Origin of the sequence: Streptomyces sp. D2-8 (assembly GCF_023184515.1) — a bacterium.
In the GTDB taxonomy this organism is placed as follows: Bacteria; Actinomycetota; Actinomycetes; order Streptomycetales; family Streptomycetaceae; genus Streptomyces.
Window position 1 is genome coordinate 30,769 of record NZ_JAAHBP010000027.1, and the last position, 25,160, is coordinate 55,928.

General features: G+C 69.2%; 25 protein-coding genes and 1 pseudogene. 18 read left to right on the forward strand and 8 right to left on the reverse strand.

Annotated elements, in window-relative coordinates:
• Positions 1-15: 15 nt before the first annotated feature.
• The 4 genes from dnaJ to G3I77_RS35565 all read left to right on the forward strand — a co-directional run bounded on the left by dnaJ (position 16) and on the right by G3I77_RS35565 (position 4,277).
• A complete protein-coding gene (dnaJ, locus tag G3I77_RS35550) occupies positions 16-1,206 on the forward strand; it encodes a molecular chaperone DnaJ (RefSeq protein WP_248510558.1) in 1,191 nt (396 codons plus the stop codon).
• Between the two features lie 5 nt (positions 1,207-1,211).
• Positions 1,212-1,664, forward strand: coding sequence for a heat shock protein transcriptional repressor HspR (locus G3I77_RS35555; protein ID WP_031142455.1), 453 nt, complete (start codon positions 1,212-1,214; stop codon positions 1,662-1,664).
• 281 nt (positions 1,665-1,945) lie between these two features.
• Complete coding sequence (locus G3I77_RS35560; protein ID WP_248510560.1) at positions 1,946-3,052, forward strand: sugar ABC transporter substrate-binding protein; 1,107 nt, start codon at positions 1,946-1,948, stop codon at positions 3,050-3,052.
• A gap of 187 nt (positions 3,053-3,239) precedes the next feature.
• Positions 3,240-4,277: a LuxR C-terminal-related transcriptional regulator gene (locus tag G3I77_RS35565; protein WP_248510561.1), complete on the forward strand. Its 1,038-nt coding sequence runs from the start codon at positions 3,240-3,242 to the stop codon at positions 4,275-4,277.
• On the opposite strand, the pseudogene G3I77_RS35570 reads toward G3I77_RS35565, so the two are convergent.
• Both G3I77_RS35570 and G3I77_RS35575 read right to left on the reverse strand, forming a co-directional pair.
• Positions 4,240-5,231 (reverse strand): annotated as a pseudogene (locus G3I77_RS35570) (helix-turn-helix transcriptional regulator). The gene G3I77_RS35565 and the pseudogene G3I77_RS35570 sit on opposite strands and share 38 nt — an antisense overlap.
• Complete coding sequence (locus G3I77_RS35575) at positions 5,228-6,187, reverse strand: helix-turn-helix transcriptional regulator (RefSeq protein ID WP_248510563.1); 960 nt, start codon at positions 6,185-6,187, stop codon at positions 5,228-5,230. Before G3I77_RS35575 ends, G3I77_RS35570 begins: the two are co-directional and overlap by 4 nt.
• A gap of 370 nt (positions 6,188-6,557) precedes the next feature.
• On the opposite strand from G3I77_RS35575, the gene G3I77_RS35580 reads away from it, so the two are divergent.
• The gene (locus G3I77_RS35580) at positions 6,558-6,893 is read left to right on the forward strand and encodes a hypothetical protein (RefSeq protein WP_248510565.1); all 336 of its coding nucleotides are present in this window, start codon (positions 6,558-6,560) and stop codon (positions 6,891-6,893) included.
• Between the two features lie 167 nt (positions 6,894-7,060).
• Here G3I77_RS35580 and G3I77_RS35585 read toward each other — a convergent pair whose 3' ends face one another.
• On the reverse strand, positions 7,061-7,477 hold the full coding sequence (locus tag G3I77_RS35585) for a pyridoxamine 5'-phosphate oxidase family protein (protein ID WP_248510567.1): 417 nt from the start codon (positions 7,475-7,477) through the stop codon (positions 7,061-7,063).
• 103 nt (positions 7,478-7,580) lie between these two features.
• On the opposite strand from G3I77_RS35585, the gene clpB reads away from it, so the two are divergent.
• Positions 7,581-10,178: an ATP-dependent chaperone ClpB gene (clpB, locus tag G3I77_RS35590; RefSeq protein ID WP_248510568.1), complete on the forward strand. Its 2,598-nt coding sequence runs from the start codon at positions 7,581-7,583 to the stop codon at positions 10,176-10,178.
• A gap of 15 nt (positions 10,179-10,193) precedes the next feature.
• On the opposite strand, the gene G3I77_RS35595 is transcribed toward clpB, so the two are convergent.
• Positions 10,194-10,670 (reverse strand): hypothetical protein, encoded by a 477-nt coding sequence (locus G3I77_RS35595; protein ID WP_248510570.1) that lies wholly within the window; start codon positions 10,668-10,670, stop codon positions 10,194-10,196.
• A gap of 165 nt (positions 10,671-10,835) precedes the next feature.
• Between G3I77_RS35595 and G3I77_RS35600 the strand changes: the two genes are divergently transcribed.
• Positions 10,836-11,363: a YbjN domain-containing protein gene (locus G3I77_RS35600; protein ID WP_031142427.1), complete on the forward strand. Its 528-nt coding sequence runs from the start codon at positions 10,836-10,838 to the stop codon at positions 11,361-11,363.
• 154 nt (positions 11,364-11,517) lie between these two features.
• Here the strand turns inward: G3I77_RS35600 and G3I77_RS35605 are convergent, their stop codons facing one another.
• Positions 11,518-11,973, reverse strand: a complete 456-nt coding sequence (locus G3I77_RS35605; protein WP_374388080.1) for an ATP-binding protein — start codon at positions 11,971-11,973, stop codon at positions 11,518-11,520.
• A gap of 176 nt (positions 11,974-12,149) precedes the next feature.
• Between G3I77_RS35605 and G3I77_RS35610 the strand changes: the two genes are divergently transcribed.
• The 4 genes from G3I77_RS35610 to G3I77_RS35625 all read left to right on the forward strand — a co-directional run bounded on the left by G3I77_RS35610 (position 12,150) and on the right by G3I77_RS35625 (position 15,419).
• On the forward strand, positions 12,150-13,064 hold the full coding sequence (locus tag G3I77_RS35610) for a helix-turn-helix transcriptional regulator (protein ID WP_248510571.1): 915 nt from the start codon (positions 12,150-12,152) through the stop codon (positions 13,062-13,064).
• Positions 13,027-13,158, forward strand: a complete 132-nt coding sequence (locus G3I77_RS35615; protein WP_248510727.1) for a DUF397 domain-containing protein — start codon at positions 13,027-13,029, stop codon at positions 13,156-13,158. Before G3I77_RS35610 ends, G3I77_RS35615 begins: the two co-directional genes overlap by 38 nt.
• Before the next feature lie 260 nt (positions 13,159-13,418).
• On the forward strand, positions 13,419-14,294 hold the full coding sequence (locus G3I77_RS35620; protein WP_248510574.1) for a hypothetical protein: 876 nt from the start codon (positions 13,419-13,421) through the stop codon (positions 14,292-14,294).
• A gap of 207 nt (positions 14,295-14,501) precedes the next feature.
• On the forward strand, positions 14,502-15,419 hold the full coding sequence (locus G3I77_RS35625) for a S41 family peptidase (protein WP_248510576.1): 918 nt from the start codon (positions 14,502-14,504) through the stop codon (positions 15,417-15,419).
• A gap of 54 nt (positions 15,420-15,473) precedes the next feature.
• Here the strand turns inward: G3I77_RS35625 and G3I77_RS35630 are convergent, their stop codons facing one another.
• The gene (locus G3I77_RS35630; RefSeq protein WP_282574353.1) at positions 15,474-15,815 is read right to left on the reverse strand and encodes a hypothetical protein; all 342 of its coding nucleotides are present in this window, start codon (positions 15,813-15,815) and stop codon (positions 15,474-15,476) included.
• Positions 15,816-15,850: 35 nt separating this feature from the next.
• Positions 15,851-16,108, reverse strand: a complete 258-nt coding sequence (locus G3I77_RS35635) for a hypothetical protein (RefSeq protein ID WP_248510732.1) — start codon at positions 16,106-16,108, stop codon at positions 15,851-15,853.
• Between the two features lie 321 nt (positions 16,109-16,429).
• Between G3I77_RS35635 and G3I77_RS35640 the strand changes: the two genes are divergently transcribed.
• Positions 16,430-16,930 (forward strand): hypothetical protein, encoded by a 501-nt coding sequence (locus G3I77_RS35640; RefSeq protein WP_248510579.1) that lies wholly within the window; start codon positions 16,430-16,432, stop codon positions 16,928-16,930.
• On the opposite strand, the gene G3I77_RS40970 is transcribed toward G3I77_RS35640, so the two are convergent.
• Entirely contained in the window at positions 16,860-17,882 is a 1,023-nt protein-coding gene (locus G3I77_RS40970; RefSeq protein WP_248510581.1) for a LuxR C-terminal-related transcriptional regulator, read from the reverse strand. The genes G3I77_RS35640 and G3I77_RS40970 overlap by 71 nt on opposite strands.
• A gap of 520 nt (positions 17,883-18,402) precedes the next feature.
• On the opposite strand from G3I77_RS40970, the gene G3I77_RS35650 reads away from it, so the two are divergent.
• From G3I77_RS35650 to G3I77_RS35675, 6 genes are all read left to right on the forward strand, one after another.
• Positions 18,403-18,687, forward strand: a complete 285-nt coding sequence (locus tag G3I77_RS35650) for a hypothetical protein (RefSeq protein ID WP_248510582.1) — start codon at positions 18,403-18,405, stop codon at positions 18,685-18,687.
• A gap of 167 nt (positions 18,688-18,854) precedes the next feature.
• Entirely contained in the window at positions 18,855-19,997 is a 1,143-nt protein-coding gene (locus tag G3I77_RS35655; protein WP_248510583.1) for a Glu/Leu/Phe/Val dehydrogenase dimerization domain-containing protein, read from the forward strand.
• A 79-nt stretch (positions 19,998-20,076) separates the two neighbouring features.
• A complete protein-coding gene (locus G3I77_RS35660) occupies positions 20,077-20,988 on the forward strand; it encodes an NAD(P)-dependent oxidoreductase (RefSeq protein ID WP_248510584.1) in 912 nt (303 codons plus the stop codon).
• Entirely contained in the window at positions 20,985-22,124 is a 1,140-nt protein-coding gene (locus G3I77_RS35665) for a sulfotransferase (RefSeq protein ID WP_248510585.1), read from the forward strand. Before G3I77_RS35660 ends, G3I77_RS35665 begins: the two co-directional genes overlap by 4 nt.
• A 62-nt stretch (positions 22,125-22,186) precedes the next feature.
• Entirely contained in the window at positions 22,187-23,413 is a 1,227-nt protein-coding gene (locus tag G3I77_RS35670) for an ABC transporter substrate-binding protein (RefSeq protein ID WP_248510586.1), read from the forward strand.
• Between the two features lie 3 nt (positions 23,414-23,416).
• The gene (locus G3I77_RS35675) at positions 23,417-25,153 is read left to right on the forward strand and encodes a thiamine pyrophosphate-dependent enzyme (protein ID WP_282574342.1); all 1,737 of its coding nucleotides are present in this window, start codon (positions 23,417-23,419) and stop codon (positions 25,151-25,153) included.
• Positions 25,154-25,160: the final 7 nt, after the last annotated feature.

The following is a 25,160-nucleotide window of genomic DNA, read 5'->3' on the forward strand; positions in this document are numbered from 1 at the left end:
GGAGGGGCGTCGAGGATGAGCACCAAGGACTTCATCGAGAAGGACTACTACAAGGTCCTCGGCGTCCCCAAGGACGCCACCGAGGCCGAGATCAAGAAGGCGTACCGGAAGCTCGCCCGCGAGTTCCACCCGGACGCCAACAAGGGAAACGTCAAGGCGGAGGAGCGCTTCAAGGAGATCTCCGAGGCCAACGACATCCTCGGCGATCCCAAGAAGCGCAAGGAGTACGACGACGCGCGCGCCCTCTTCGGCAACGGCAGTTTCCGCCCGGGGCCGGGCGGCGCGGGCGGCTCCTTCAACTTCGACCTGGGCGACCTCTTCGGAGGCGGCGCCCAGGGTGGCGGCGGCCAGGGAGCCGGCGGCTTCGGCGGCGGACTCGGTGACGTTTTCGGGGGCCTGTTCAACCGCGGCGGCGCGGGCGGGCCGGGGACGCGTACGCACCCCAGGCGCGGCCAGGACATCGAGTCCGAGGTCACGCTCAGCTTCACGGAGGCGATCGAGGGCGCGACCGTCCCGCTGCGGATGTCGTCGCAGTCACCCTGCAAGGCATGCTCGGGCACCGGCGACAAGAACGGCACACCGCGCGTGTGCCCGACCTGCGTCGGCACCGGGCAGGTCGCCCGGGGCAGCGGCGGCGGCTTCTCCCTCACCGACCCCTGCCCGGACTGCAAGGGCCGCGGTCTGATCGCGGAGAACGCCTGCGAGGTCTGCAAGGGCAGCGGCCGGGCCAAGTCCTCGCGGACCATGCAGGTGCGCATCCCCGCGGGCGTCAGCGACGGCCAGCGGATCCGGTTGCGCGGCAAGGGAGCGCCGGGCGAGCGCGGCGGGCCGGCGGGCGACCTCTACGTGGTCGTGCACGTCGACTCCCACCCGGTGTTCGGCCGCAAGGAGGACAACCTCACGGTCACCGTCCCGGTGACCTTCACCGAGGCGGCCCTCGGCGGCGAGGTGCGGGTGCCCACCCTGGGCGGCCCGCCCGTCACGCTGAAGCTGCCGCCGGGCACGCCCAACGGGCGCACCATGCGCGCCCGGGGCAAGGGCGCGGTCCGCAAGGACGGCACCCGCGGCGACCTCCTGGTCACCGTCGAGGTGAGTGTTCCGAAGGACCTGACGGGGAAGGCTCGTGACGCACTCGAGGCGTATCGCGAGGCGACCGCGGGTGAGGATCCGCGGGCGGATCTGTTCCAGGCCGCGAAGGGAGCATGAGTCAGATGGACGGTCGTCGGCGCAATCCGTATGAACTGACCGAGGAAACCCCGGTCTACGTCATCTCGGTGGCGGCCCAGCTGTCCGGCCTGCACCCCCAGACCCTGCGCCAGTACGACCGGCTGGGCCTGGTGTCCCCCGACCGCACCGCCGGCCGGGGCCGGCGCTACTCGGCCCGCGACATCGAACTGCTGCGCACCGTCCAGCAGTTGTCACAGGACGAGGGCATCAACCTGGCCGGAATCAAGCGCATCATCGAACTGGAGAACCAGGTCGCCGCGCTCCAGGCCCGGGTGGCCGAGCTGGAGGACGCGCTCGACGGCGCGGCGGCGGCGATGCGCCAGCGCGAGGCCGCGGTGCACGCGTCGTACCGCCGTGACCTGGTGCCGTACCAGGAGGTGCAGCAGACCAGCGCGCTGGTGGTGTGGCGGCCGAAGCGGCAGCAGCAGTCCGACTGACGCGCATGCGCCCGTGAAAGGGCCGGAAAAGGGCCGGGAGGCAACTCCCGGCCCTTTTCGTATACCTTGACCCGATTTTGCCGGGTCTCCTGTGGATGACTGCGCAGTGCATGTTGCTTGAAGGCCATTCCGCAGAGTCTTCACAAGTGCTGCGGAGCGTGGTGTTGTCATCTCGTTAAGTGCTTCCGCTTGACGCTGGGGGGCGCGGAAGCGTTGGCTTTTCAGTCACATGGGCACCAAAGCTGTGCCCACGTCCGAATCACACGCGAAGTGAGCTCCGCATGCGTCGTATCGCCATATCCGTGGCAGCCGCCACGATGTCCGTCACGCTCGCCGGTTGCGGCGCGCTCAACGCGGCGGGGAGCAGTGACGACGCGAGCCCGGCGAAGGGCAACGACATCACCGTGGGACTGCTGCTGCCCGAGAAGGCGAACACGCGGTACGAGAACTTCGACTACCCCATCATCAAGCGCAAGGTCGAGTCGCTCACCAACGACAAGGGCCGCGTCGAGTACGCCAACGCCGAGGCGAACGCGGACAAGCAGGCGACCCAGATGCAGCAGATGATCGACGACCGGGTCGACGTGATCCTGCTGGACGCGGTCGACTCGCAGGCCATCGCGAGCGGCGTGAAGAAGGCGAAGGAGGCCGGCATTCCGGTCATCGCCTACGACCGGCTGGCCGAGGGCCCGATCGACGCGTACATCTCCTTCGACAACGAGCTGGTCGGCGAGGTCCAGGGCCGCACCCTGCTGGAGGCCATCGGGGAGGACGCGAGCCTCTCCGACAAGATCGTCATGATGAACGGCTCGCCCACCGACCCCAACGCCAAGCAGTTCAAGGCGGGGGCGATGTCCGAGCTGAACGGCAAGGTGACGATCGCCCAGTCGTTCGACACCAAGGACTGGAAGCCGGAGAACGCCGAGGCCAACATGGCCGGCGCGATCGAGAAGATCGGCAAGGGCAACATCGCGGCGGTGTACTCCGCCAACGACGGCATGGCGGGCGGCATCGTCAAGGCCCTGGAGGCCGCGGGCGTGACCGAGCTGCCGCCGATCACCGGGCAGGACGCGGAACTGCCGGCCGTGCAGCGGATCATCAGCGGCGAGCAGTACATGAGCGTGTACAAGTCGTACCCGCAGGAGGCGGAGAACGCCGCGGAGATGGCCGTCGCCAAGGTCCAGGGCCGCGACATCCAGTTCGCCGCCCTGGCCCGCGACAAGGTCGACAGCCCCACGGACAAGGGCATCCCGGCGCACCTCGTGCCCGTGGTCGCGCTCACCAAGGAGAACATCAAGGACACGGTGGTCGCCGACGACATCTACAAGCTGTCGGACATCTGCACGGCCGAGTACAAGGCGGCCTGCCGGACCATCGGCCTGAAGTAGCCGCGTCCCGAGCCGGGTTCACCCACCCCTGGCCAGCTGCTGCGACGTGCCGGTCCGAGGCTCGGAGATACCGGTGCCAACCGGTGGTTTCCGGTGCGCGTCGCGCGGGGAGCCGTGTTGCGGAGCACGTCTGGTCCGCGCATAGTTGCGCTGCGGAAAGACGGCGAAACCGGGGGTGGGATGGGCGATGGCCGGGCACGGGGCGGATGAGCATCCCCATGGTGCCGACCGACTGTGCGAGGCCGGGGATCGCGTGTATTCCCGGGCCGTACGGCGCGGCCGGGTGCCGCGCCGGGACGCGGAACCGGTGCCCTGCCTGCTGGAACTCGCCCTGCTGCACCCGGACCCCGACGACATGGACTGGCTGGTGCCGACCTCCCCGCAGGAGGTCATGACCCGGCTGCTGCGCGGGATGTACGACGAGGTCAGTGCGAGCCAGCGGCGGATGGGCTCGGCCGTCGAGGCAGTCGAACGGTACGCCGGGCTGGGCCGCCAGGTGCGGCCGGCCGCGTCGGCGGCGGAGGGCCCGGCGATCCGGGTCCTGGACGGACTCGCCCGGATCCAGGCCGCGATGGACGAGGCGACCCAGGCGTGCACGGCCGAGGTGCTCACGGTCCAGCCCGGCGGCATCCGCCGCGAGGCGGAGCTGTCCGAGGGGCTGCACCGGGCGCTGGCGCTGCGCGGCCGGGGTGTGCGGATGAGGGACCTGTACACGCATGTCGCCCGGCACGGGCAGGGGTTGCTGACCTATCTGGAGCTGATGGGCGACGCGGTGGAGGCGCGCACGCTGGACGAGGTGATCGACCGGCTGATCCTCTTCGACCGGACGGTGGCGTTCATCCCCGCCAACACCGACCGCACGATGGCCCTGGAGCTACGGCACCCGGCGATCGTCGCCTACCTCGTCACGGTCTTCGAACGGCTCTGGCGCCTCGGCATCCCCCTCACGGCCCCGCTCCCAGACACCGGCATCGAGGGCATCTCCCACCGGGAGCAGTCGATCGCCGCCCTGCTGGCGGAGGGGCACCAGGACGCGGTGATCGCCGAGCGGCTGGGCATAAGCGTCCGGACCTGCCGGGCGCACATCGCGCGCCTCTCCGAGACGCTGGGGGCGGCGAGCCGTACGCAGCTGGGCGTGCGGATCGCCCAGGCGGGCCTGGACGGCCCGCAGCACTCCACCACGCCCCTCAGCGTTCCCGGTCAAGAATCCCGGACTGCCCGATGAGATACCCGAGCTGCGCCCTGCTCTGACTCCCCAGCGTCGCGGCGAGCTTGGCGATGTGGACACGGGCGGTGCGGACGTTCATGCCGAGCCGGTCGGCGATGACGGCGTCGGTGTGGCCTTCGACGAGGAGGGCGGCTATGGCGTGTTGGCGGGGGGTGATGCCTTCGTGGGAGGGCTGGGGGGCGGCGGCCTTCGGGTGCATGGGGGTGGCTAGGCGCCAGAGGCGGTCGAAGGTGGTCGTGAAGTGGGAGATGAGGGCGGGGTGGCGGACCTCGAGGGCAAGGGGCGTCCTTGTCGGCGGGGATGAAGGCGACCGAGCCGTCGACGAGGATGAGGCGGTCGGTGACCTCGTCGAGCGTGCGTGCCTCGGCGTCGCCGCGCAGTTGCTCATAGCGCGCCAGGGCGATGGGCACGTGGCGGATCGTGTGCGGGTAGAGCGTGCGGATGCGGCCGCCTCGATCCAGCAGTGCCTGGTCCCGGGCCAGAGCGATGGGGTGGGCTGCCTGCCCGCGCTGATCGCTGTAGTGGATGTTGGGTTGGATGCAGAGCAGTTCCTTCGTCGCGTCGGCCATGGCCTCGGTGATGGCCCGGTTGATGCGTTCCGAGCCGCTGAGGACGGTGAGCGACGGGGAGTCCTCCGCGTCGGTACGGGGCCGGTGTCGATCCGCATCAACGGTTGGAACAGCGCGGCGAGCCGTTCCTCGCGCCGGCGTTCCCGGGCGATCCGGTTCTCGGAGAGCCGCAGAAAACGATGGAGCGCGACAGCCGGTGCGGCGGGCTCCAGGCTGCTCAGATCGTGGGCGGCCGGGTGCAGCAGACCGAAGTCGATCAGGCAGGGTGCGGCGCGCGCCTCCTCTGCGGGCACCTGGCCTCACGCAGGGCCCGTGCGTACAACTCCGTTCCTTCGGGGCACAGGTCGTCGACGTCGTGCTCCCGGTGCGGCCGCGAGGTCAACCGGCGGCTCCTTCCTGGTCCTGCTTCAGGATGCCGGACTGGGCGATGAGGTAACCCAGTTGGGCACGGCTGCCGCTGCCCAGAGCGGACGCGAGCTTGGCTATATGGGCCCGGCAGGTGCGCACGTTCATGCCGAGGCGCCGGGCAATGGCTTCGTCGACGTGTCCCTCGACCAGGAGCTTGGCTATGGAGTACTGGATCTCCGTGATGCCGTCGCGGGCGGTCTCGTACGGTGTGCCGGTGCTGAGCGGAACCGACCGGTCCCACAGGTACTCGAAGAGCTTGATGAGGTAGCGGACCAGGCCGGGGTGGCGCAGTTCCAGGGCGACTTGCTGATCGTCGCGGGCGGGGATGAAGGCGACGGACTCGTCGCAGATGATCAGCCGCTCGACGAGTTCGTCGATGGTGCGGTACTCCGCCTTGCCGTTGGAGAGCTGGGCGGCGTAGGCCAGCTGTTCGGGGTTGTAGCGGGCGGTGTGCTGGTACAGGGTGCGGATGCGCACACCGCGTTCGATCAGCGGCCGGTCACGCTCCAGGCCGCGCAGGAGGCTGCGCTCGGACATCCGGTCGGTTGGCTGGACGGTGAGCATCTCCGCCTGGCACTGCAAAGTGGCCATGTTGAGCGCGGCGTTGATTCGTTCGCCGCCTTCCAGCACAGTGATGGCGTCACTGGCTGCGGCCAGCTGGGTGCCCAGGGCCATGAACGGCTGAAAGGTCTCGGCGAGTCCGGTCGCCACGCGCCGACGGTCGGCTATCTCCTGCTCCAGCGGGTTGAGCTGCCGGGAGAGGGCAACCGCGGGGGGCACCGGCCGCAGCCAGTTCGGGTCGTCCGGGTCGGGGTGGAGCAGGGCGAACTCCATCAGGCACGGAGCGGGCTCCACGTCCTCGCGTGCGATGCGTCCGGCGCGCAGTGCGGCGGCATACAGGCGGCCGCCCTCATCGCACCACTCGGTCATCGCATGGGGATGTGTCTCCTTAGTCCGGTTCGATGCCAAATTTCCACCCCCCAGGGTCCTGAACATGCAGGAACATGATGCATCGATTGTGTGGCCATGACGTGCCCGAATGAGCCATCGTCGTACTCGACGGGGGAAAAGGGGACCTTCAAGTGAGGACGAAGCCGACTATGCGTAACAGAATGCTTCGCTCGGTGCTTGTCGCCGCCTTCTCCGCCGTTGTAGCCCTCGGTGTGCTGAGTGGCTTCTCCGATGTGAAGGACGATGCTCGGGCGAACAGCAGCTGGCCGTCCGTCGCCGTGAACAGCGCTCACGGAGCGGAGAACAGCAGCTGGCCGAGCTCCGGGGCAGCCGGATCCGGGAGCTGACCGTGACCACTCCACCCGACGACCGCTCCTTCCGTCGTGAAATGGCCACCGCCTACCGCTCCGGCTGGCACTTCATCGACCTGGTCACCGCCATCCCCCACAGCGGTGACTCGTTGATGGTGACCGTTTTCGGCGAGCCCGTGGTCGTCACGCGGGACGACGACGAGGACGTACGGGCGTACCGGTGTCTGCGGCGGCCTCGGGGGGCGCCGCAGCCAGTTCGATGTGCCGTACGGTACGGAATGATCTTTGTGAACCTGGACCAACGGGACCACCAGCAGGTGGAGTCCGACTCCCCTGCCCCTAGGACCATCTCTGCCACCCCCCGCAGTGCCTGACGCGATTCCCCCGTCGTAACAGATCGCTCAGGTGCTTCCCCCCGCAGCGGCGTCACCGTGACCTGAACACGGTGACGCCGCTGCAGTTTCCGGGGACATTTCCGGGTATCGAACCAATCCACCGATGGCCGGATCCAGTCGATCACCGGTGTGGATTTTCACTTCAGTCAACCTCGCCCCATCGCCCGCGTCAGGTGGATCTCGATCACCACGCGCGCCGGATTCGGCGACGGTGTCCTGCCGTAGCGCTCCGCATAGCGCCGCTCCGCCTCGGCGACCCGGTCCGGTTCGTCGCGGACGAAGGCCCGGCCCTCCAGCGTCGCCCAGCGGCGGCCCTCCAGCTGGCAGACGGCGACGGCCGCCCCCTGCTCCCCGGCGGCCCGCACATACCGCACCTTCGCGCTCGCCCTGTTGGTGATCACCCGAGCAAGACGCGCCTCGGGATCGTATGTGACCCCGACGGGTACCAGATGCGGAGTGCCGTCCGGGCGGGGAGTCGTCAGGGTGCACAGGTGCCGCTCCCGCCAGAAGCTGAGATACGACGGGTCCGGAGCGCCGGGGTCGACGGAGTACTTGGTCGCCATGCCCCGGAACTTAGCCCCCCGAGCCTCCCGGAACCGTCCTTGAGTGCACTAGACTCAACTTTGTGCAAGCCGTTCGGGTCAGTGCAAGGAGGAGAACGCGAACGTGGACGCCGAGCTGACCAACCGGAGCCGGGATGCGATCAACGCTGCCAGCAACCGGGCCGTGACCGAGGGACACCCCGACCTCACGCCCGCCCATCTGCTGCTCGCGCTGCTCCAGGGCCAGGACAACGAGAACATCACCGACCTGCTCGCCGCGGTCGACGCCGACCAGGCCGCCGTACGCGCCGGAGCCGAGCGCGTGCTCGCCGGGCTGCCGAGCGTGACCGGGTCGACCGTCGCGCCGCCCCAGCCCAACCGCGAGATGCTCGCCGTCGTCGCCGACGCGCAGGCCCGCGCCAAGGACCTGGGTGACGAGTACCTCTCCACGGAGCACCTCCTCATCGCCCTCGCCGCGAAGGGCGGCGCGGCCGGCGAGGTGCTGTCCCAGCAGGGGGCCGACGCCAAGAAGCTCCAGGCCGCCTTCCAGAAGACACGAGGAGCGCGCCGGGTGACCACGTCCGACCCCGAGGGCCAGTACAAGGCCCTGGAGAAGTTCGGCACCGACTTCACCGCCGCCGCGCGGGAAGGCAAGCTCGATCCCGTCATCGGGCGGGACCAGGAGATCCGGCGCGTGGTGCAGGTGCTCAGCCGCCGTACCAAGAACAACCCCGTGCTCATCGGTGAGCCGGGTGTCGGCAAGACCGCCGTCGTCGAAGGGCTCGCCCAGCGGATCGTCAAGGGTGACGTGCCCGAGTCGCTGAAGGACAAGCGGCTCGTCGCGCTCGACCTGGGGGCCATGGTCGCGGGCGCGAAGTACCGGGGCGAGTTCGAGGAGCGGCTGAAGACCGTCCTCGCCGAGATCAAGGACTCCGACGGGCAGATCATCACCTTCATCGACGAGCTGCACACCGTCGTCGGAGCCGGTGCCGGCGGTGACTCCGCCATGGACGCCGGGAACATGCTGAAGCCCATGCTGGCCCGCGGCGAGCTGCGCATGGTCGGTGCCACCACGCTCGACGAGTACCGCGAGCGGATCGAGAAGGACCCCGCCCTGGAGCGGCGCTTCCAGCAGGTGCTGGTCGCCGAGCCGAGCGTCGAGGACTCCATCGCGATCCTGCGCGGGCTCAAGGGCCGCTACGAGGCCCACCACAAGGTGCAGATCGCCGACAGTGCGCTGGTCGCCGCCGCGAGCCTGTCCGACCGGTACATCACCTCCCGCTTCCTGCCCGACAAGGCCATCGACCTCGTCGACGAGGCGGCCTCGCGGCTGCGCATGGAGATCGACTCCTCGCCCGTCGAGATCGACGAACTCCAGCGCGTCGTCGACCGGCTGAAGATGGAGGAGCTGGCGATCGGCAAGGAGACCGACGCGGCCTCCCGCGAGCGCCTGGAGAAGCTGCGCCGCGACCTCGCCGACAAGGAGGAGGAGCTGCGCGGCCTCACCGCCCGCTGGGAGAAGGAGAAGCAGTCCCTCAACCGCGTCGGTGAGCTGAAGGAACGCCTCGACGAGATCCGCGGCCAGGCCGAACGCGCCCAGCGCGACGGCGACTTCGACACCGCCTCCAAGCTGCTCTACGGCGAGATCCCCGCCCTGGAGAAGGAGCTGGAGGCCGCCTCCGAGGCCGAGGAGGAGGTCGCCAAGGACACCATGGTCAAGGAGGAGGTCGGCTCCGACGACATCGCCGACGTCGTCGCCTCCTGGACCGGCATCCCCGCCGGGCGGCTGCTGGAGGGTGAGACCCAGAAGCTGCTGCGCATGGAGGACGAGATCGGCAGGCGGCTCATCGGCCAGACCGAGGCCGTGCGCGCGGTGTCGGACGCCGTGCGCCGCAGCCGTGCCGGGATCGCCGACCCCGACCGGCCGACCGGGTCGTTCCTCTTCCTCGGCCCGACCGGTGTCGGCAAGACCGAACTGGCCAAGGCCCTCGCCGACTTCCTCTTCGACGACGAGCGGGCGATGGTCCGCATCGACATGTCGGAGTACAGCGAGAAGCACAGCGTGGCCCGGCTGGTCGGCGCCCCGCCCGGATACGTCGGCTACGAGGAGGGCGGCCAGCTCACCGAGGCCGTGCGCAGGCGGCCGTACTCCGTCGTCCTGCTGGACGAGGTGGAGAAGGCCCACCCCGAGGTCTTCGACATCCTGCTCCAGGTCCTGGACGACGGGCGGCTGACCGACGGGCAGGGCCGGACGGTCGACTTCCGCAACACCATCCTGGTGCTGACGTCGAACCTCGGCAGCCAGTTCCTCGTCGACCCGATCACCAGCGAGCAGGAGAAGAAGGAGCAGGTCCTGGAGGTGGTGCGGACATCCTTCAAGCCGGAGTTCCTCAACCGCCTGGACGACCTGGTCGTCTTCGCCGCTCTGACCAAGCCCGAGCTGGAGCGCATCGCGAAGCTCCAGCTGGAGCGCCTGGCCAAGCGGCTCGCCGAGCGGCGCCTCACCCTGGACATCACGCCCGAGGCCCTGGCCTGGCTCGCCGAGGAGGGCATGGACCCGGCGTACGGCGCCCGGCCGCTGCGGCGGCTGGTCCAGTCCGCCATCGGCGACCGGCTCGCCAAGGAGATCCTGTCCGGGGAGATCAAGGACGGCGACACGGTCCGGGTGGACCGCGTCGAGGACGGACTGCTGGTCGGGCCCGCGACGGGCAAGACGCTGTAGGGCGAAGGCCCCGTGCTACATCGTGAACGCCGAGAAGCGCACCAGCGCCGTCTCGGCGTTCTCGTACTCCACCCTCACCTGCACCACATGCGCCTCCGCCGAGCCGGGGAGGCCGTTCTCGTGGGTCACGTCGAGGCAGAGCGCTCCGCAGGAGCCGTCGCCCGTGCGGGGCCCCGGGGCGTCCGGGTAGGTCGTGCGCAGCCAGGGCCGTACGTCCTCGCGAGGCATCCGCAGCACCGCCGAGTACGCGGTGTCGATGCCCCGCTGCACCGTGCAGTCGTGCACGTCCGCGCCCCCGGGGCGGACGGCGCCGCCGAAGGCCAGGGCGTCGGTGCAGCGGGCCTTCGACGCGCCTCTGGCACCCGGGTCGTCTTTGTCGGTCAGGGCCCACATGAACACGCCGATGACGAGGAACCCGAGAAGGAGAACCGGCACTGCCAGAAACGGCAGGATCAGCCTCCACCGGGTGTGCCCTCTGCCCGCTGCCGCCATGTCCACCACCTCTGCCGTCCGTCACTGGGAGAGACGGGTTCCGGCACCCGGGGGTTGCGGTTGACCGGATCGTGTCAGCCCAGGGCTGACAGGGTCTGTCGGGGCTTGCCACCCCCCTCCCCGCATGGGGGAGGATGGCGGAATCCGTACGAAGGGAAATTCACGGTGACCATCGACCCGTCCTCGATTCCGAACTTCGGGGGCCAGCCCGAGCCGCAGCCCGGCGGCCCGGCCGGCCCCGTCGTCCCGGATCAGGACCTCGTGAAGCAGCTCCTCGACCAGATGGAGCTCAAGTACGTCGTCGACGACGAGGGTGACCTCGCGGCGCCGTGGGAGCAGTTCCGCACCTACTTCATGTTCCGGGGTGAGGGAGACCAGCAGGTCTTCTCCGTGCGGACGTTCTACGACCGGCCCCACGAGATCGAGGCCAAGCCGCAGATCCTCGAGTCGATCGACGACTGGAACCGCCGGACCCTGTGGCCCAAGGTCTACAGCCACACGCACGACGACGGCACGGTCCGCCTGATCGGCGAGGCCCAGATGCTGATCGGCATGGGTGTCAGCCTGGAGCACTTCGTCTCCTCGACGGTCAGCTGGGTGCGCGCCGCGATCGAGTTCGACAAGTGGCTCATCGAGCAGCTCGGTCTCGAGGAGGAGATCAACGAAGCGGAGAAGCCCGAGGACGAGGAGTAAACCTCAGCCGGCCCCGCAGCGGCGCGTCGGCGCGTACGAGAAGGTACGCGCTGTACGCGCCGTACGCCTTTTCGGGCGCCGCTGCCTCCCCTCGGGCGCCGCTGCCTCCCCTCGGGCGCCGCTGCCTCCCCTCCCTCGCCGAGGGGGCGGCTGATCAGATCTCAAGACGCAGCTCCGCCCATACTGTCTTGCCCACCGGGCTGCGGGGCGTCGACCCCCAGCGCACGGCCAGGGCGTCCACCAGGAGCAGCCCCCGCCCCGACTCGCCATCGGGGCAGGAAGAGGGCGCGGCCGTGGGTAGCCGCTTCGCGGAGGCGGCGTCCGCGACCTCCACACGCAGCACGCCCGCGGCCCGGTCCAGGGCGAGCCGGAGACCGAACTCCCGGCCGGGAACCCGACCGTGCTGTACGGCGTTCGCCGCGAGTTCGCCGACGACGAGGGCGACCGCGCAGGAGACGTCCGACGTCGGCGGGTGGCCCCGTTCCCCCATCCACCGGACGGCGTGACGCCGGGCGAGCCGCGCACCGCGCGGGGAGGAGGGGAACCGCAGCGTGAGCGACTGGAGTTCACGCTGCGGCATGTCTCCCGGGGTGGCGGTTTCTGTCAGCACGGCCTGTCCGTCCCTTTCCGTCGGCTCGAAGCGCTCCGTTGCGCACACGAGTCATCACGTTCCGTACTCAAGAGTCGGCCGATCGTCCTACGCTCGACAGGGGGCGCAGCCTTACTTGTGCAGCCGTAAGGAACGGAAGTGATGCCTTGGCCAACGGAATTGACCCCAGTGCGTCGATGGCCGCGCTGTTCGGTGCGCGGGTGCGCAGGCTCCGGACGGCGGCGGGGCTGACCCAGGCCGAGCTGGGCGACCGGACGCATGTGGTGAGCACGCGGATCACGCAGATCGAGCGCGCGTCCGGAGCGAAGCCGACGCTGGAGCTGGCGCGTGCGCTGGACGCGGCGCTCGGTGCGGAGGATCTGCTGGTGGAGCTGTGGCCGTATGTGTACCGGGAGGCGTTTCCGGACTGGTCGCGGAAGTTCATGGAGTACGCGGAGCGGGCGGTGGCGGTCCGGCAGTATGCGGCTCATGTGGTGCCCGGCTTGTTGCAGACGGAGGACTACGCGCGTGCGGTGCTGAGAGTCGGTCGGACGCTCGGCAGCGAAGAGCAGTTGGAAGAACGAGTCACCGTTCGTCTGGGACGACAGGAGCGGCTCGGCATGCCCGATCGGCCCGAGCTGTGGGTGGTTCTCGACGAGGCGGTGCTCCGGCGTCCCGTTGGTGGCCAGGGGGTGATGCATGAGCAGTTGGAGCGACTGCTCAGGACCAGGGCGGAACCTCACATCACCGTGCAGGTACTGCCGTTCGACCAGGGCGAGCACGAGGTCATGGGCGGTTCGCTCACGGTGCTCACCATGCCGGACGGCTCGGAGGTCGCCTACACGGAAGGCGCGCATTACGGCCAACTCATCGAGGATCCGGACGAGGTCAGGAGTTTCGCGCTGACTTACGATCGGCTGCGGGCGGCAGCTCTGCCCCCGCTCATGTCCCTGGACATGATCCGATCCGTGAGGGAGGACAACCACCGTGGAGCGAAACTCCCGTCCCGATCTGAACGGCGTCGCCTGGCGCAAGAGCAGCTACAGCAATCAGGAGGGGGGCGACTGCGTGGAGGTGGCCGACGGGTTCCGGGCCGTCGTCCCGGTCCGTGACAGCAAGGCCCCGCAGGGCCCCGCGCTGTGCTTCGAAGCCGCTGCTTGGGTCGCCTTCATAGGCGAGTTGAAGGCCGGGCACCACCGCCCCTGAGGCGGCTCCCGGACGCACCGGGCCCTTGTCCGCGAGGGTCCGGTAGGCCACTGACCTCCTGAAAGAACCGGGGAAAGAACTACCCGCCCACCCACCCTCCCCGCGCCGGAAGGCGGGCGTCACCCGTCCGAGTGACCGGCTTGCAGGGGCGGGTAACGGGCCGTTACGTTCGCCGCGACAACCGCAAACAGATACGGCCCCCGGCCGGGACGGCAATCCCGAACGAGGGCCTGACCGATCAGGAAGTGAACGCCTTCCCGATGGCTGACCCGCAGTCTAACGCGCGTCTGCGCGCCGACGCCGGAGCTCCGACTACCGGCGTGATCCACGTACGCACCCGCCTCACGGCCGACTTCACGGTGATCTCCAACGCCCTCGCCCAGCGGCGCGGCAGCGCCGTCACGGTCGGCGTCGCGGCGTACATCGCCTCCCTGCCCGACGGCTCCCCCGTGACCATCGCCGCCCTGTGCGAGCACTTCAGCGAGGGCGAGATCCTCATCTCGCGGGCGCTCAGAGAACTCGAATCGGCCGGATACCTGGAACGCCGCCGCGAACGAACGCCCACCGGGCAGGTACGCACCCGGACGTACTCCTACGACGTACCGCGCGGCGAAGGCCCCGACGACCCGCCCGAGCCGCCGAAGCCCCGGCCACGGAGGCGGCCCACCGTCCCGGAAACCCGACGGGAGACGGCGCCCGCTCCCGCTCCTGAGGAGCCCGGCGGCCCGGCACCCGCCCTCGCCGACGCCGACCCCGAGGCGGTCGCCGTACTGACCGCCCTGCGCCGGGTCGACCCCCGCCTGGTCCTGTCCGCGCAGGAGGCCGCCCGACTGGCACCGGCCGTCGCCGAGTGGCTGGCGGCCGGTGTCGGGCCGCGGGAGATCACGGAGCTGCTGACCGCACGGCTCCCCGACCGCTTCCGGGCCCGCCCGGCGAGCGTCCTGGCCTTCCGCCTCCGTGAAACCCCGCTGCCGTTGCCCTCCCGCGCGCTGCTCCTGCCGAGCGTCGAGCGACCGGCCGTACTGCCCTTCCAGACCTGCGACGGCTGCGAACGTGCCTTCCGCGCCCCGGGGCCCGGACACTGCCGGAGTTGCCGGGACCGCCTCGGCGAGGAACACCTGCGTGCGGCCGGCTGAGCCGGTGGACAGGTGTGCTGTCCGCTCCTCGAATCTGTAGAGGGCAGCGACCTCCGTCGTTAGGGTGACTGCGACTCACAAGCCGCAGAATCATGGGGATGCATACCTAGGGGACGTCCGCTTCGTTGGGCCTGCGCAGGAGCGGCCACGGTGCTCATGGCAGGGGCGGGGTGCACAGATCGTGAGGGACGGACGCCGGGACCCACCGTGTCGGCCGAGGCTCGGTCCTACCTGTCCACAGCGCTGGACACGATAGAGAAGCGCTCGCTGATGCGTCACGAGGTCGACTGGGCGCAGGTCCGCAGCGAGGTGTTCTCGCACGCCGATGGTGCGCGGAACCCGGAAGACACGTACGGGGCGATCCGGTCGGCAGTGAGTCTGCTCCACGACGGGCACAGTGGTTTCTTCGCGCCGGAGCAGGCCGAGGAGCTCGAGGATCCGGTCGAGAGCTTCGACGGCCTGCGGGGCCGCTCCCTGGAGGGGCGCTTGGGGTACGTGTCCCTGCCAGGAGTGCAAGGGGCCGAGCAGTCGTACGAGCAGTATGTGCGGCGAGGTCGAAAGGCCGTCGCGGAGGCGGATCGGTCACAGGCGTGTGGCTGGGTGGTTGACCTGCGCCGTAACAGGGGCGGAAACATGTGGCCGATGCTTGCCGTCGGCGCTCCGATGCTGGGCGACGGCAAGGTCGGTGGGTTCGTGGACTCCGACGGTGAGAGATCGGTATGGACAGTCGAGGACGGTAGCCCGCGCTACGACGGCGAGTCCGTCGACCGGCCGGCCGGCGACCCGGTGAGCAACGGTCACCCGCCGGTGGCGGTGCTGACGGGCAGGGCGACCGCCAGTTCCGGGGAGGCGGTCGTGGTGGCCTTCCGTGGTCGGCCGGACACACGCTTCTTCGGTGAGAGCACCCATGGTGTCCCCACCGGAAACGTGCCTCACCGACTCTCCGACGGAGCCATACTGAACCTCACCGAAGCCAAGTTCCTGGACCGTACGGGCCGCATGTATGACGCGCCCATTCCTCCGGACGAGGAGGTCTTCACTGAACGGCGCACCGTGGGAACCAGCCGGGACCGCGTCCTGGAGGCAGCGAAGAACTGGCTGGCTGAACGGCCGGTGTGTCAGTGAACCCGAGCAGGTCGACGAGGTATGCCGGGCAGCGGTTCGCCTTGCCGCTTGAGTTCAGGGGCTGAGGTCCAAGGTGCGTACCGGCTGCTCCTTCCACGTGTGCGGCCTGGTGGTCGCGATCACCGCACCGTCCGGCCGGTCGGGACTGGGATGGGCGGCATAGAGGGTGTGGGCATCGGCCCATGTGGTCGCACGGGCCACCGACAGGGCAGCCGGCAGATCCAGATCGACGATCGTGATGCCGGGCAGGGCGGCGATGTGCTCCGCAGTGCCCGGCCGGGCCCGGTCGGCCTCGACCAGGGCGCACACGCTGACATACAGGAACCAGCCCGGCTCAGTGTGAGCGCGGTGGATGAGCCGGGAGGTCAGGACGCTACCCCTCCCTGCGGCCACCATCGCGCTGTCATCGAGGAACACATGCACATCACGGGTCACGTGGCACCCGCTTCCGCCATACGGCGGTCGAGTTCGGTGTCCAGCTCGGCCTGCTCGCCCGCGTCCGGGTCGTATCCGTTCCACTCCCGCAGAACGGCCCGTGCCTTCTCGGCCCGCTCGGCCCGCTCGGCTGGGGTGAGCAGGCTCTCGGCGAGTCGGGCAAGGTAGGCGCGTAGGGACAGCCCTTCCTCAGCCGCTATCTCGGCAAGCCGATCGCGGGCCTCGGCGGGAATACGGATGTTGGCGTCCGACATCTTGCGGGCTCCCTCTTCACTCACCATCGCAGATCGTGTATGGGTACGTACCCGTACCCGCACTGTCACTCTAGCTGCCGAAGCGCCGCCCGCCCACAAGTTCGCGGCGGGCGCCCCCTAAGGTGGCGGCCGAACGGCAGCGCTTCGCGGAGCGGGCGCAGCGTGGGGACATCGCCTACGATCAGCAGGCTCTCGAAGCGATCATGAAACGGCGGCTGACCGGCCGCGCGCTGTCCGGCTCGGCCCGGGTCGAGCCACAACTGCCCGTCATGCTCCGCCCCCGGACGACGAACTGCGCCGACCGGCGGGGAGTCGACGACCGTGGCGCAGTTGCGCGGACTCACCGAGTGGACGGGCCAGGGCGGCCGCCCCGTGACGGCCACGGGACGGCTGCGGATGGCGGATGCCCGCGAGTCGGTGGACCTGCTCGGCACCGGCGACAAGACCGACGGGGTGCGCTCTTCGGCCGACCTGCCGCGGCTGGGACTGCTGGTGGAGTGGGCGAAGAAGGCGCGCCCGGCCCGGGTGGTCAAGGGGCGTCTGTGTGCGGTGGCCAAGGCCCGGCCGGTGCTGGCCGACCTGCTTCGGCTGTGGCTGCGCGCCTTCGACTCGTGCTTCGAACTGCGGCAGGCCCTGATCGGGCCACGCAGTGGCTGGCACGTCGAGTCGATGCTTTTCGACGTTAGGCGAGAGCGTCATGGGGTGGACGGCGGCGTGGACTTCGGTTCGCTCAGTGCCATATCGATTCTGCTCATATCCAGCCCCGCTCCCGGGCCAGCAGTGCCGCCTGGAACCGGTTGGCAGCGCCGAGGCGCTGCATGAGCGAGGCCACGTGTTTGCGGTAGGTGCGGACGGCGATGCCCAGCTCGCGGGCGCCTGCCTCATCTTTTTCCGCTGTGGACAGGGACTGAAGCACCTGGCGCTCCATGGGGCTGGCGAAGTCGGCAGACGTTAACTCCCCGTCGTCGGTTGCTGGGAGGTCATGCGCTGTGCCCCACATCCGGTCGAAGAGCGACACCAAGGCGGCTACCAAGCCCGGATCGCGAGTGAGGATCGCGCCCTTGGAGGTGTGGGTGGGATCGATGGGCGTCAGGGCCGCGGCGCGGTCACAGATGATCAACCGCTCCAAGGGCTGGTAGGAGATGCGTACGTGGGCGCCCTTGGAGATCAATTCACGTAAGTAACCCATGGTGGTCGGGTCGTCCAGGGCGGGAGAAGCCAGCAGGGTGCGCATGTGCACGCCGCGGCGCAGGACACGGGTGTCGAGGATGCGGGCGTGGTCGATGGTGTCCGGGCTGAGCACTCCGGTCGGACTGGTGGTCAGGTTCTCGGTCCGGGTGAAGAAGGTGAGCTCGTCGATGACGGCCCGTACCGCCGCCATCCCCTCGATGTGCTGGACGGAACTCTGGGGGGCGGTCAGTCGACTGCCGTTGTCCAGGGACTTCTCGTGCTCTGCGAGAAGCGAGTCGACGATGCCGCTGGTGATCGCCTGCTCCTCCAACTGAGTCCGCAGGTGACCTACACCGTGCTCGATCAGCCCTTCGACTGCTTTGGCCGGTGACACGGGGGCCAGCAGGCCGCCGGGTGTCTCGGTGGCGAGTCCCAGTGACGTGAGTCGTCGGTAGACGGATCGCGGGTCCTGACTGATGAGCGTCTCGTCGGCCAGATAGCGAGGGACTTCGGCTTGGTCGAAACCGCCCCGGCGCAGCAGTAGTCGGTACAGAGCCTCGTCGTCGGGGTCCACACCCAGAAATCTCAGGTCTGCGTGGGTCACCTGTTCTCCTTGCTCTGCTGCGAGTGTCCCCACAGCACCAGCTAATTCTGAGACAGAGTACAAGATCAAGAAACCGAGTGATGGACTTGTCGGGGCAATTCGGACAGAGGCTCAGTGAGTGGCGGGTGTGTGTGGCTCTTCCTGCCGGCGTGCAGCATGTGGCCGGAGAGCTTGCAGGAAGCTGAGCCGGGTTTGTACCCAATCGCAGCTTGAGGCGCGGCAGAGTTGCCTTGCAACGAGATCGCAATAAACGACTTCCGATGAGACGGAGTAAATGTGCGCCGCGTAACTCGTTCCTGCATGAAGTCCGCCCGCTCGAACAAGGCCATCCGTGTTGCCCTTGGTTCGATCGTTGGGGCGGCGTCCCTTGCATTCGTCGGCGCGGGGACCGCGACAGCTGCGACCACGGCGGAGGAATCCGGGCAGTCGGCGGTCGTCATGGCAAAGGACGTCAACGACTGGGGCTGAGCCCACGGGCTAGCCGCACATCGTTACCTGCCGCCTTGTGAGGGGAGCCGTCATGTCAGCCACGTATCGGGTGCGAATCCGCACCGTCAATAGCGCTCCGCCCGAGACGGCTGCGGTGCGGCTGATAGCTCTCCTTCCTGATCAGTGGGCCGCAGCCCTGCTCTGCTGCACTGAGGGCACGGTGACATTAGCGCTCGCGCCACCCAATAGTCCGTCTTCCGCCGAGGTGGCGAGCGTGATCGACGAGGTGTTGGTCAACTCCGCGATGCGCGGATGGATTCGCGACGAGGTGGCGAGTCCGCGCATCGGAAGGAGCGAGGGGCAGGGAGAGGGCTGACTGCGGGTGTTGAGGTCGCGCCCGCCTTTCATTCTGCCTTGCCGGCGAATGATTGAGCTGCTCCGGAAACAGTCGATCGGTCGCCTGGATGATTTCGTGCCAGTGGCGCATTCTGTTCGGTCGGTGAATTTCGTGGCGCCGTATCGGTGTCAGGAATAAGGAGAACCGTGACTGAAATTCTGCTTGAGAGTAAGTCGGCCGAGGGCGACGCACCCCCGCCGTTGCTCAGCACATCCGTGGTCACTCCGTCCGAATCGCTGGACGGGTGGGTCGTGGTCGACTCTCTGGTCGACGGCATGGCTATGGGCGGGACGCGCATGACCGGGTCGGTGAGCGAGGCGGAAGTCCGCGCGCTCGCTCGGGCGATGACCGTCAAGCTCGGCCTCGTCGGGCTGCCGATCGGCGGCGCCAAGGCCGGTATCGTCGCGGTCCCCGGGCGACGGGAGCAGGCGCTGCGCTCGTTCGGCCGCGCGGTCGCCCCACTGCTCCACGGCGGCGTCTACCTGGGCTGTGACCAGGGCACGACGCACGCGGACCGTGACCTCTTCTTCGCCGAGGCCGGCTACGACTTGAAGCGGAACACGCGGGCTTCCCGGCTGCCCACCGACTGGGCGAGCTTCTGGACCCACCTGGTCGACATCACCGGATTCGGGGTCAGCGTGGGTACCCTCACCGCGCTCGAAGCCGGTGGCTGGACCACCTCTCGCCGCGTCGCCATTCAGGGGTTCGGCACTGTGGGCCGCGGAGTGGCCAAGACTCTTGAGGCCCGTGGCCACCGCATCGTGGCTGTCGCCGACGTGGCCGGCACCGTTTCCGACCCCTCGGGTTTGCCGGTTCGCGACCTGCTCGCCATCACCGACACCGCCGGCACCATCGACCGCTCGAAGCTCCCTGACGTGGTGACCGTGTCGGCCGAACCGGAGGCGTGGCTCGATGTGGACGCGGATGTCCTCATCCTCGCCGCCGGCGGGGACGCGATCCGCAGCGACAACGTGCGCCGAGTAAGCGCCGACCTGGTGGTTGAAGGCGGCAACCTCTGCTGCAGTCCGCAGGCCAAGGAACGTATGCGCTCCGCCGGCACCGTCGTCCTGCCGGATGTCGTGGCGAACGTCGGCGGCGCTGCCGTCACCGGCTGTGTGCTCACCGGGGCCGTCCCGGAACTTCCTCTGAAGGAGACCGTCAACTGGCTCTTCGACTGGGTGGAGCAGCGAGTGCGGCGCAACAGCCGTGACGTGCTGGAGATAGCCCGGGGCGGCACGGGCGACCCGGTGCCGGGCCTGCTGGCCGACCGCAGGCGAATGGGCTGGTGACATGACCCAGCTCGGCGCTCAGGAGGCGACAGTCCGACGCGGCTGGGGCGAAGTCGACGTACTCATCACACACACGCGGATGTCTCCGGTGCTTCACGACGAGCTGACCGGCACGCCCGGCGTGCGGCTGCACCTGGGGGAGGAGCCCGGGCCGGACTCTCGTGAAGTGGATGTCGTCGTCGGGTACCAGTTTCCGCCCGGGAGCCTCAGCGATCTTCCGAATCTTCGCTGGCTGCACCTGACCGGTACCGGTACCGACCACCTGGCGGCCGCCGGCCTGTCTCCCGACGTACTGGTCACCACGTCGGCGCGCGTGCCCGTGGACGCGGTCGCCGAGTACGCGGTGACGGGGTTGCTGCACGTCCTCAAAGGGCTGCCTGATCTTGCGGCCGGGCACCAGAACGACTGGTACACGTCCGACGCGCTGATGCTGAGCGGGAGCAGGGTCGCGGTGGTGGGGACGGGGCGGATCGGCCGTGCGGTGCTGCAGCGTCTGAGCGCGCTGGGTGCCCACACCGCGGCCGTGACCCGTCCCGGGCGGAACTCTCGGATACCGGGCGCTGACCGGCACGTCCCCTCCAGCCAACTTGCCTCTGAGGCGAGCACGTTCGACCACATGATCCTCTGCTTGCCTGGCGGCCCCGACACCCGGCGACTGATCAGCCGACAGGTGCTGGACGCGCTGCCGGAGCACGCCACGGTCGTCAACGTGGGCCGCGCGGAGACTCTCGACACCGACGCCCTCTATGCGGCGCTGCGGGAAGGGCGGCTGCGCGGAGCCTTCCTCGACGTCCACGACACCGAGCCACTGCCTGCGGACGACCCCGCATGGCGGGTGCCCGGGCTCGTTGTCTCACCGCACCGGGCGTTTGCCTTCCCCGACGAACCAGCCCAGGTGGCCCAGGCGTTCCTGGCCAACCTCTACGACCTGCGCAGCATGCGGGCGCCACGCGACATAGCTCTCTGGACCGGCGAAAGGACCGCGAAGTGACGGCCATCCAGCCCCTCGACGCACATTCGGTGTCCCCCGCGGTGACGCCGGCGGCCTTCGACGAGGGCCTGGGTCGGTTCACCGCCGCACTCGACAGCGAGGCCCGACTGCGACCGGAGGACGTCGATCCGGTCCTGCGTTCCGTGGAACGCGGTCGGCAGGTGCTCAGGGACACTGCCGTGACCCTTCAGGAGCAGCCGAAGATCGCCGGGATCGACCTGGGACGGCCGGTGTTTGTCATCGGCTTCCTGCGTACCGGCAGCACCTTGCTGCACAACCTGCTCGGCCGTCACGAGGATCTGCACAGCCCACTGCTGTGGGAACTCGCCAATCCCGTGGAGACCGGACAACAGCCGCATAACCATGCCGAGTTGCGTACCGCCGCGCAGGCTTACGTGAACGACTACTACGCCAAAGCCCCGGCATTGCCCGGCATCCACTTCATCGACGCGGGCCTGCCGGATGAATGCCACCGGCTGCTCGCCAACACCTTCCACAGCATGGTCCTGGAGATGCGCTACCGCGTGCCTTCGTACGGGGACTGGCTGCACCAGCAGAGCCTGGTCGAGCCTTATCGGTGGCACCGCAAGCAGCTTCAGGCGCTGATGTGGGCGCACCGGCGGCCGGACGGGACGGCGCCGACCCCGGTGCTGAAGTGCCCCTTCCACACCTGGTTCCTGCGCGATCTGGCTCGTGTCTACCCCGAGGCCCGCTTCATCCATCTGCACCGTGATCCGGTACGGGTGGTGGCGTCCACGGCGAGCCTGTGCCGCACCGTGCGCGGGGCCCGCAGCGACCAGCAGGACCTCAAGGAGATCGGCGCCCAGTGGTTCGACCGCATCACCGGTCTCTCGGCTGAACTCGCCGAGAGCAGGGACGACATGGTCGCCGGGCAGCCGGTCATGGACCTGCCCTACGGACGCCTGGTGGCCGACCCGGTCGAAGTCATGCGGGAGATCTGCGCGTTCCTGGAGATTCCGTTCACTCCCAGCTTCCAGGCCGGAATCGACGACCATTTGAGCCGCCATGCGCAGAAGGCTCACGGATCCCACCGTTACGGGCCCGCCGAGTTCGGACTTTCAGAGTCCTCGATCTTGCGTGCTACCGAGTCCTACCGCAGCCGGTTCGCAGTGTGAGCGCCCGCACCCCCAACCCCTCCCCGGAGCAGTACCCGGATCGCAACAAGGAGCGGATCCCCGTGTCAGCAACGCAACAGCCGCAGGATCACGCCGCGCGAGCGGCCGAGCTCGTCGAAGCCCACAACCGCACCGTGGGTGCGGACGCCCTTCCTGTCGGCATCCTCACTCCGCTCACTCTCCCCGGCGACCCGACGGCGGGGGAGCTGGCCGTACGCGGAGCTGTGCTCGGCGCACGTTACGCCGCCGAACACGGTGTGGGTCCCGGTATCCGGTTCGTTCTGGAGAACGACCAGCGGGGAGCGAACGAGGAGCACATGTCCCGGTCGGCCGTCGGCGGCCTGGCGAAGCTGGCCTTCGTGGACCGGGTCGCAGCCGTGGTGGGCCAGTGGCATCTGCGTACCACCCCGACCGTGGCTGCCGCGGCCGAGGAGATAGGTCTGCCGCTGTTCATCGAAAACGGGCACAACACGGCCACCAGCAACCGGCGTTACGTGTTTCGTACGTACTTCTCCATCGCGGACCGCGCACCGCTCATGGCCACCTTCGTACGGGAACAAGGCTTCAAACGCATCGCTCTGGTGGCCGCGGACACCGTCTTCGGGCAGATGCTCGCTGACACCCTGGCCGAGGAACTGCGCAGCACGGTCCCCGGCGCCGAACTGCACAGGATTGACTTCGCACAGGACGGCGTCAGCAACCTCGACGACCAGTTGCGGTCGGTGGCGGCCTTCGGGCCGGACCTGCTGCTCAACATCGGGGTCGTACGCACCAATTACATGCTGATCGAGTCCGCGGTCAGGGCCGGGGTGCTGCCGGGTACTCCGATGATGGTCTGCTTCCCGTTCCCGATGCGCTCCGACGACTACTGGCGACTGGCCGGCAAGGCCGGAGCCGGCGTCGTGTGGCCGGCGACCCGGTTCAGCGGCACCTGGCCCGGTCTCACGCCCATCGGGCAGTGGTTCGTGGACCACTATCAGCAGGAGTTCGGCAGCTTCCCGCCGGACAACTCGCTGAACGCCTTCACCGACGTCACGATCCTCGCCCAGGCGGCCGCGGCCGCCGACGGCACGGGACGTACGGACATCCACCGGGCCCTCGAATCCGAGACGTTCGTCACCTGGCGCGGCCCGGTCTCCTTCCCCTGGTCCGAGGACGACGCGCCGCACCACCAGCCGCCCGAGATCGTGCTGATGCACTACCGGAGGTTCGGTGACACGGTGGATGACGCGGTCGTCGTCTGGCCGCAGGAGTCGATCAGCGGTCCCTACCACCCCACGGGTGAGTGAGCCATGACGGTCACTGCGCCTCATGCACTCGAAGCCGGCACCGCAGCACCACCGACCGGCACAGTCACTCACGAAGTGCTGCGCTTCTTGCGGTCGGAGCTCGACTGCGACCGATTGTTCACAGTTCCCGGCGAGGCGTTCCTGCCACTCCTCGGCAGGGCCTGGGAGGCCGGACTACGCCTGGTGACCGTGCGGCACGAGGCGGGTGCCGGCTTCGCGGCCCTGGCTGACGCGCGGCTGACCGGACGCGCCGGAGTGCTCGCGGTCAACCGCTCGCCCGGAGCGGCGAACGCGGCCATCGCGCTCGACGCGGCTGTGGCCGACCCCACCCCGCTGTTGCTCATCGTCGGCGGCGCCGAGCGCGGTTGTGACCCACGCACCGGATTCCAGGCCACCGACATCGAAGCGTTTCTCGGCGGCATCGTCCCCGTGGTGACCGTCACTGATGCAGGGGAGCTGGCCGACGCACTGCAGCGGTGTGCCGAGGAGCTGCGGGCGCCGGTGCCAGGGCCCGTGGTACTGGTGGTGCCCGAGGATCTGTGGGAGGAGCCCGCCGCGCAAGCGACCGGGGCGGGCCTGGTGCAGGGGGTACCGGAGGCTCATACGGGTTCGGAACGGCCTGGCTCCGATGCGCTGTCCGATCGAGGCCAGAGGCTGCAGCGCAGGGCTGCCGCCCGTGTGCGCGAGGAACTGCTCACGGCCCAGCGGCCCGTTCTGCTGGCCGGGCGCCTTCTGAGGTGTGGCGCGGGCGCGGATGCCGAACCGGGCGCGCTCCTCGCGCGGTTCGCAGAGGCCGCCTGCCTTCCCGTCCTGCTCGGCAACAAGCAGCAGGACCTGCTGAACAACCACGCTTCTCACTACGCGGGCCATCTGCACCTGGGGTCCCCCAAGGCAACCCGGGACCGTCTGGCGCAGGCCGACCTCGTCATCGTCCTGGGCGACAGAGCCGACGACATCCACCTGCACGGTCCACGCATTGACAATCAGAGGATTCTCACCGTGCATCCAGCACCTGCCGGACCGGGGGAGATGCTCACGGCCGACGCGGTTCCGGTGCTAAGGGAGTTGGCCAGGGCGCCGTGGCCGACCGCCCCTGCGGGGCGGCAGGAGTGGGTCGGGGGCTGGCGGGCCCTGGAGACCGGTCTGCGCGAGGTCGTACCGCAACCGCGCGACGACGGTGTGGACTTCGCGGAGGTGGCCACGGCGCTAGGCCGTCGACTGCCCGAGAACGCCGTGCTCACGCTCGACGCCGGAAACTTCAGCAGCTGGGTCCATCGGTACATCGCCCTGGGCGCGGGACAGCGTCTGCTCGCCCTGTCCGGCGGCTCGATGGGCTTCGGTGTGCCGGCGGCGGTCGCCGCCGCCCTGCGCCACCCCGATCGCACCGTCGTCGCCGTGGTCGGGGACGGAGGACTCCTGATGACCGGGAACGAGCTGGCCACCGCCCGCGCCGAGGGCCGGATGCCAGCTGTGATCGTCGCCGACAACGGCTCGTACGGCACGATCCGGGCCCACCAGGCCCGAGCCTTCCCGGGCCGGGACTGCGGGACTGATCTGGCCAACCCGGACCTGGTGCGCTGGGCCGAGTCCTTCGGCCTGCCCGCCGAGCGCGTGGAGGCGCCGCATCAGGTGGATCCCGCGGTTCGCCGGGCCCTGGCCTCCAGGGGCGGCTATCTCCTGCATGTCCGTACGAGTCTGCAGGCCGTGCACGCCAACTTCGATCTGCCCAGCCGACGTTAGGACCCCG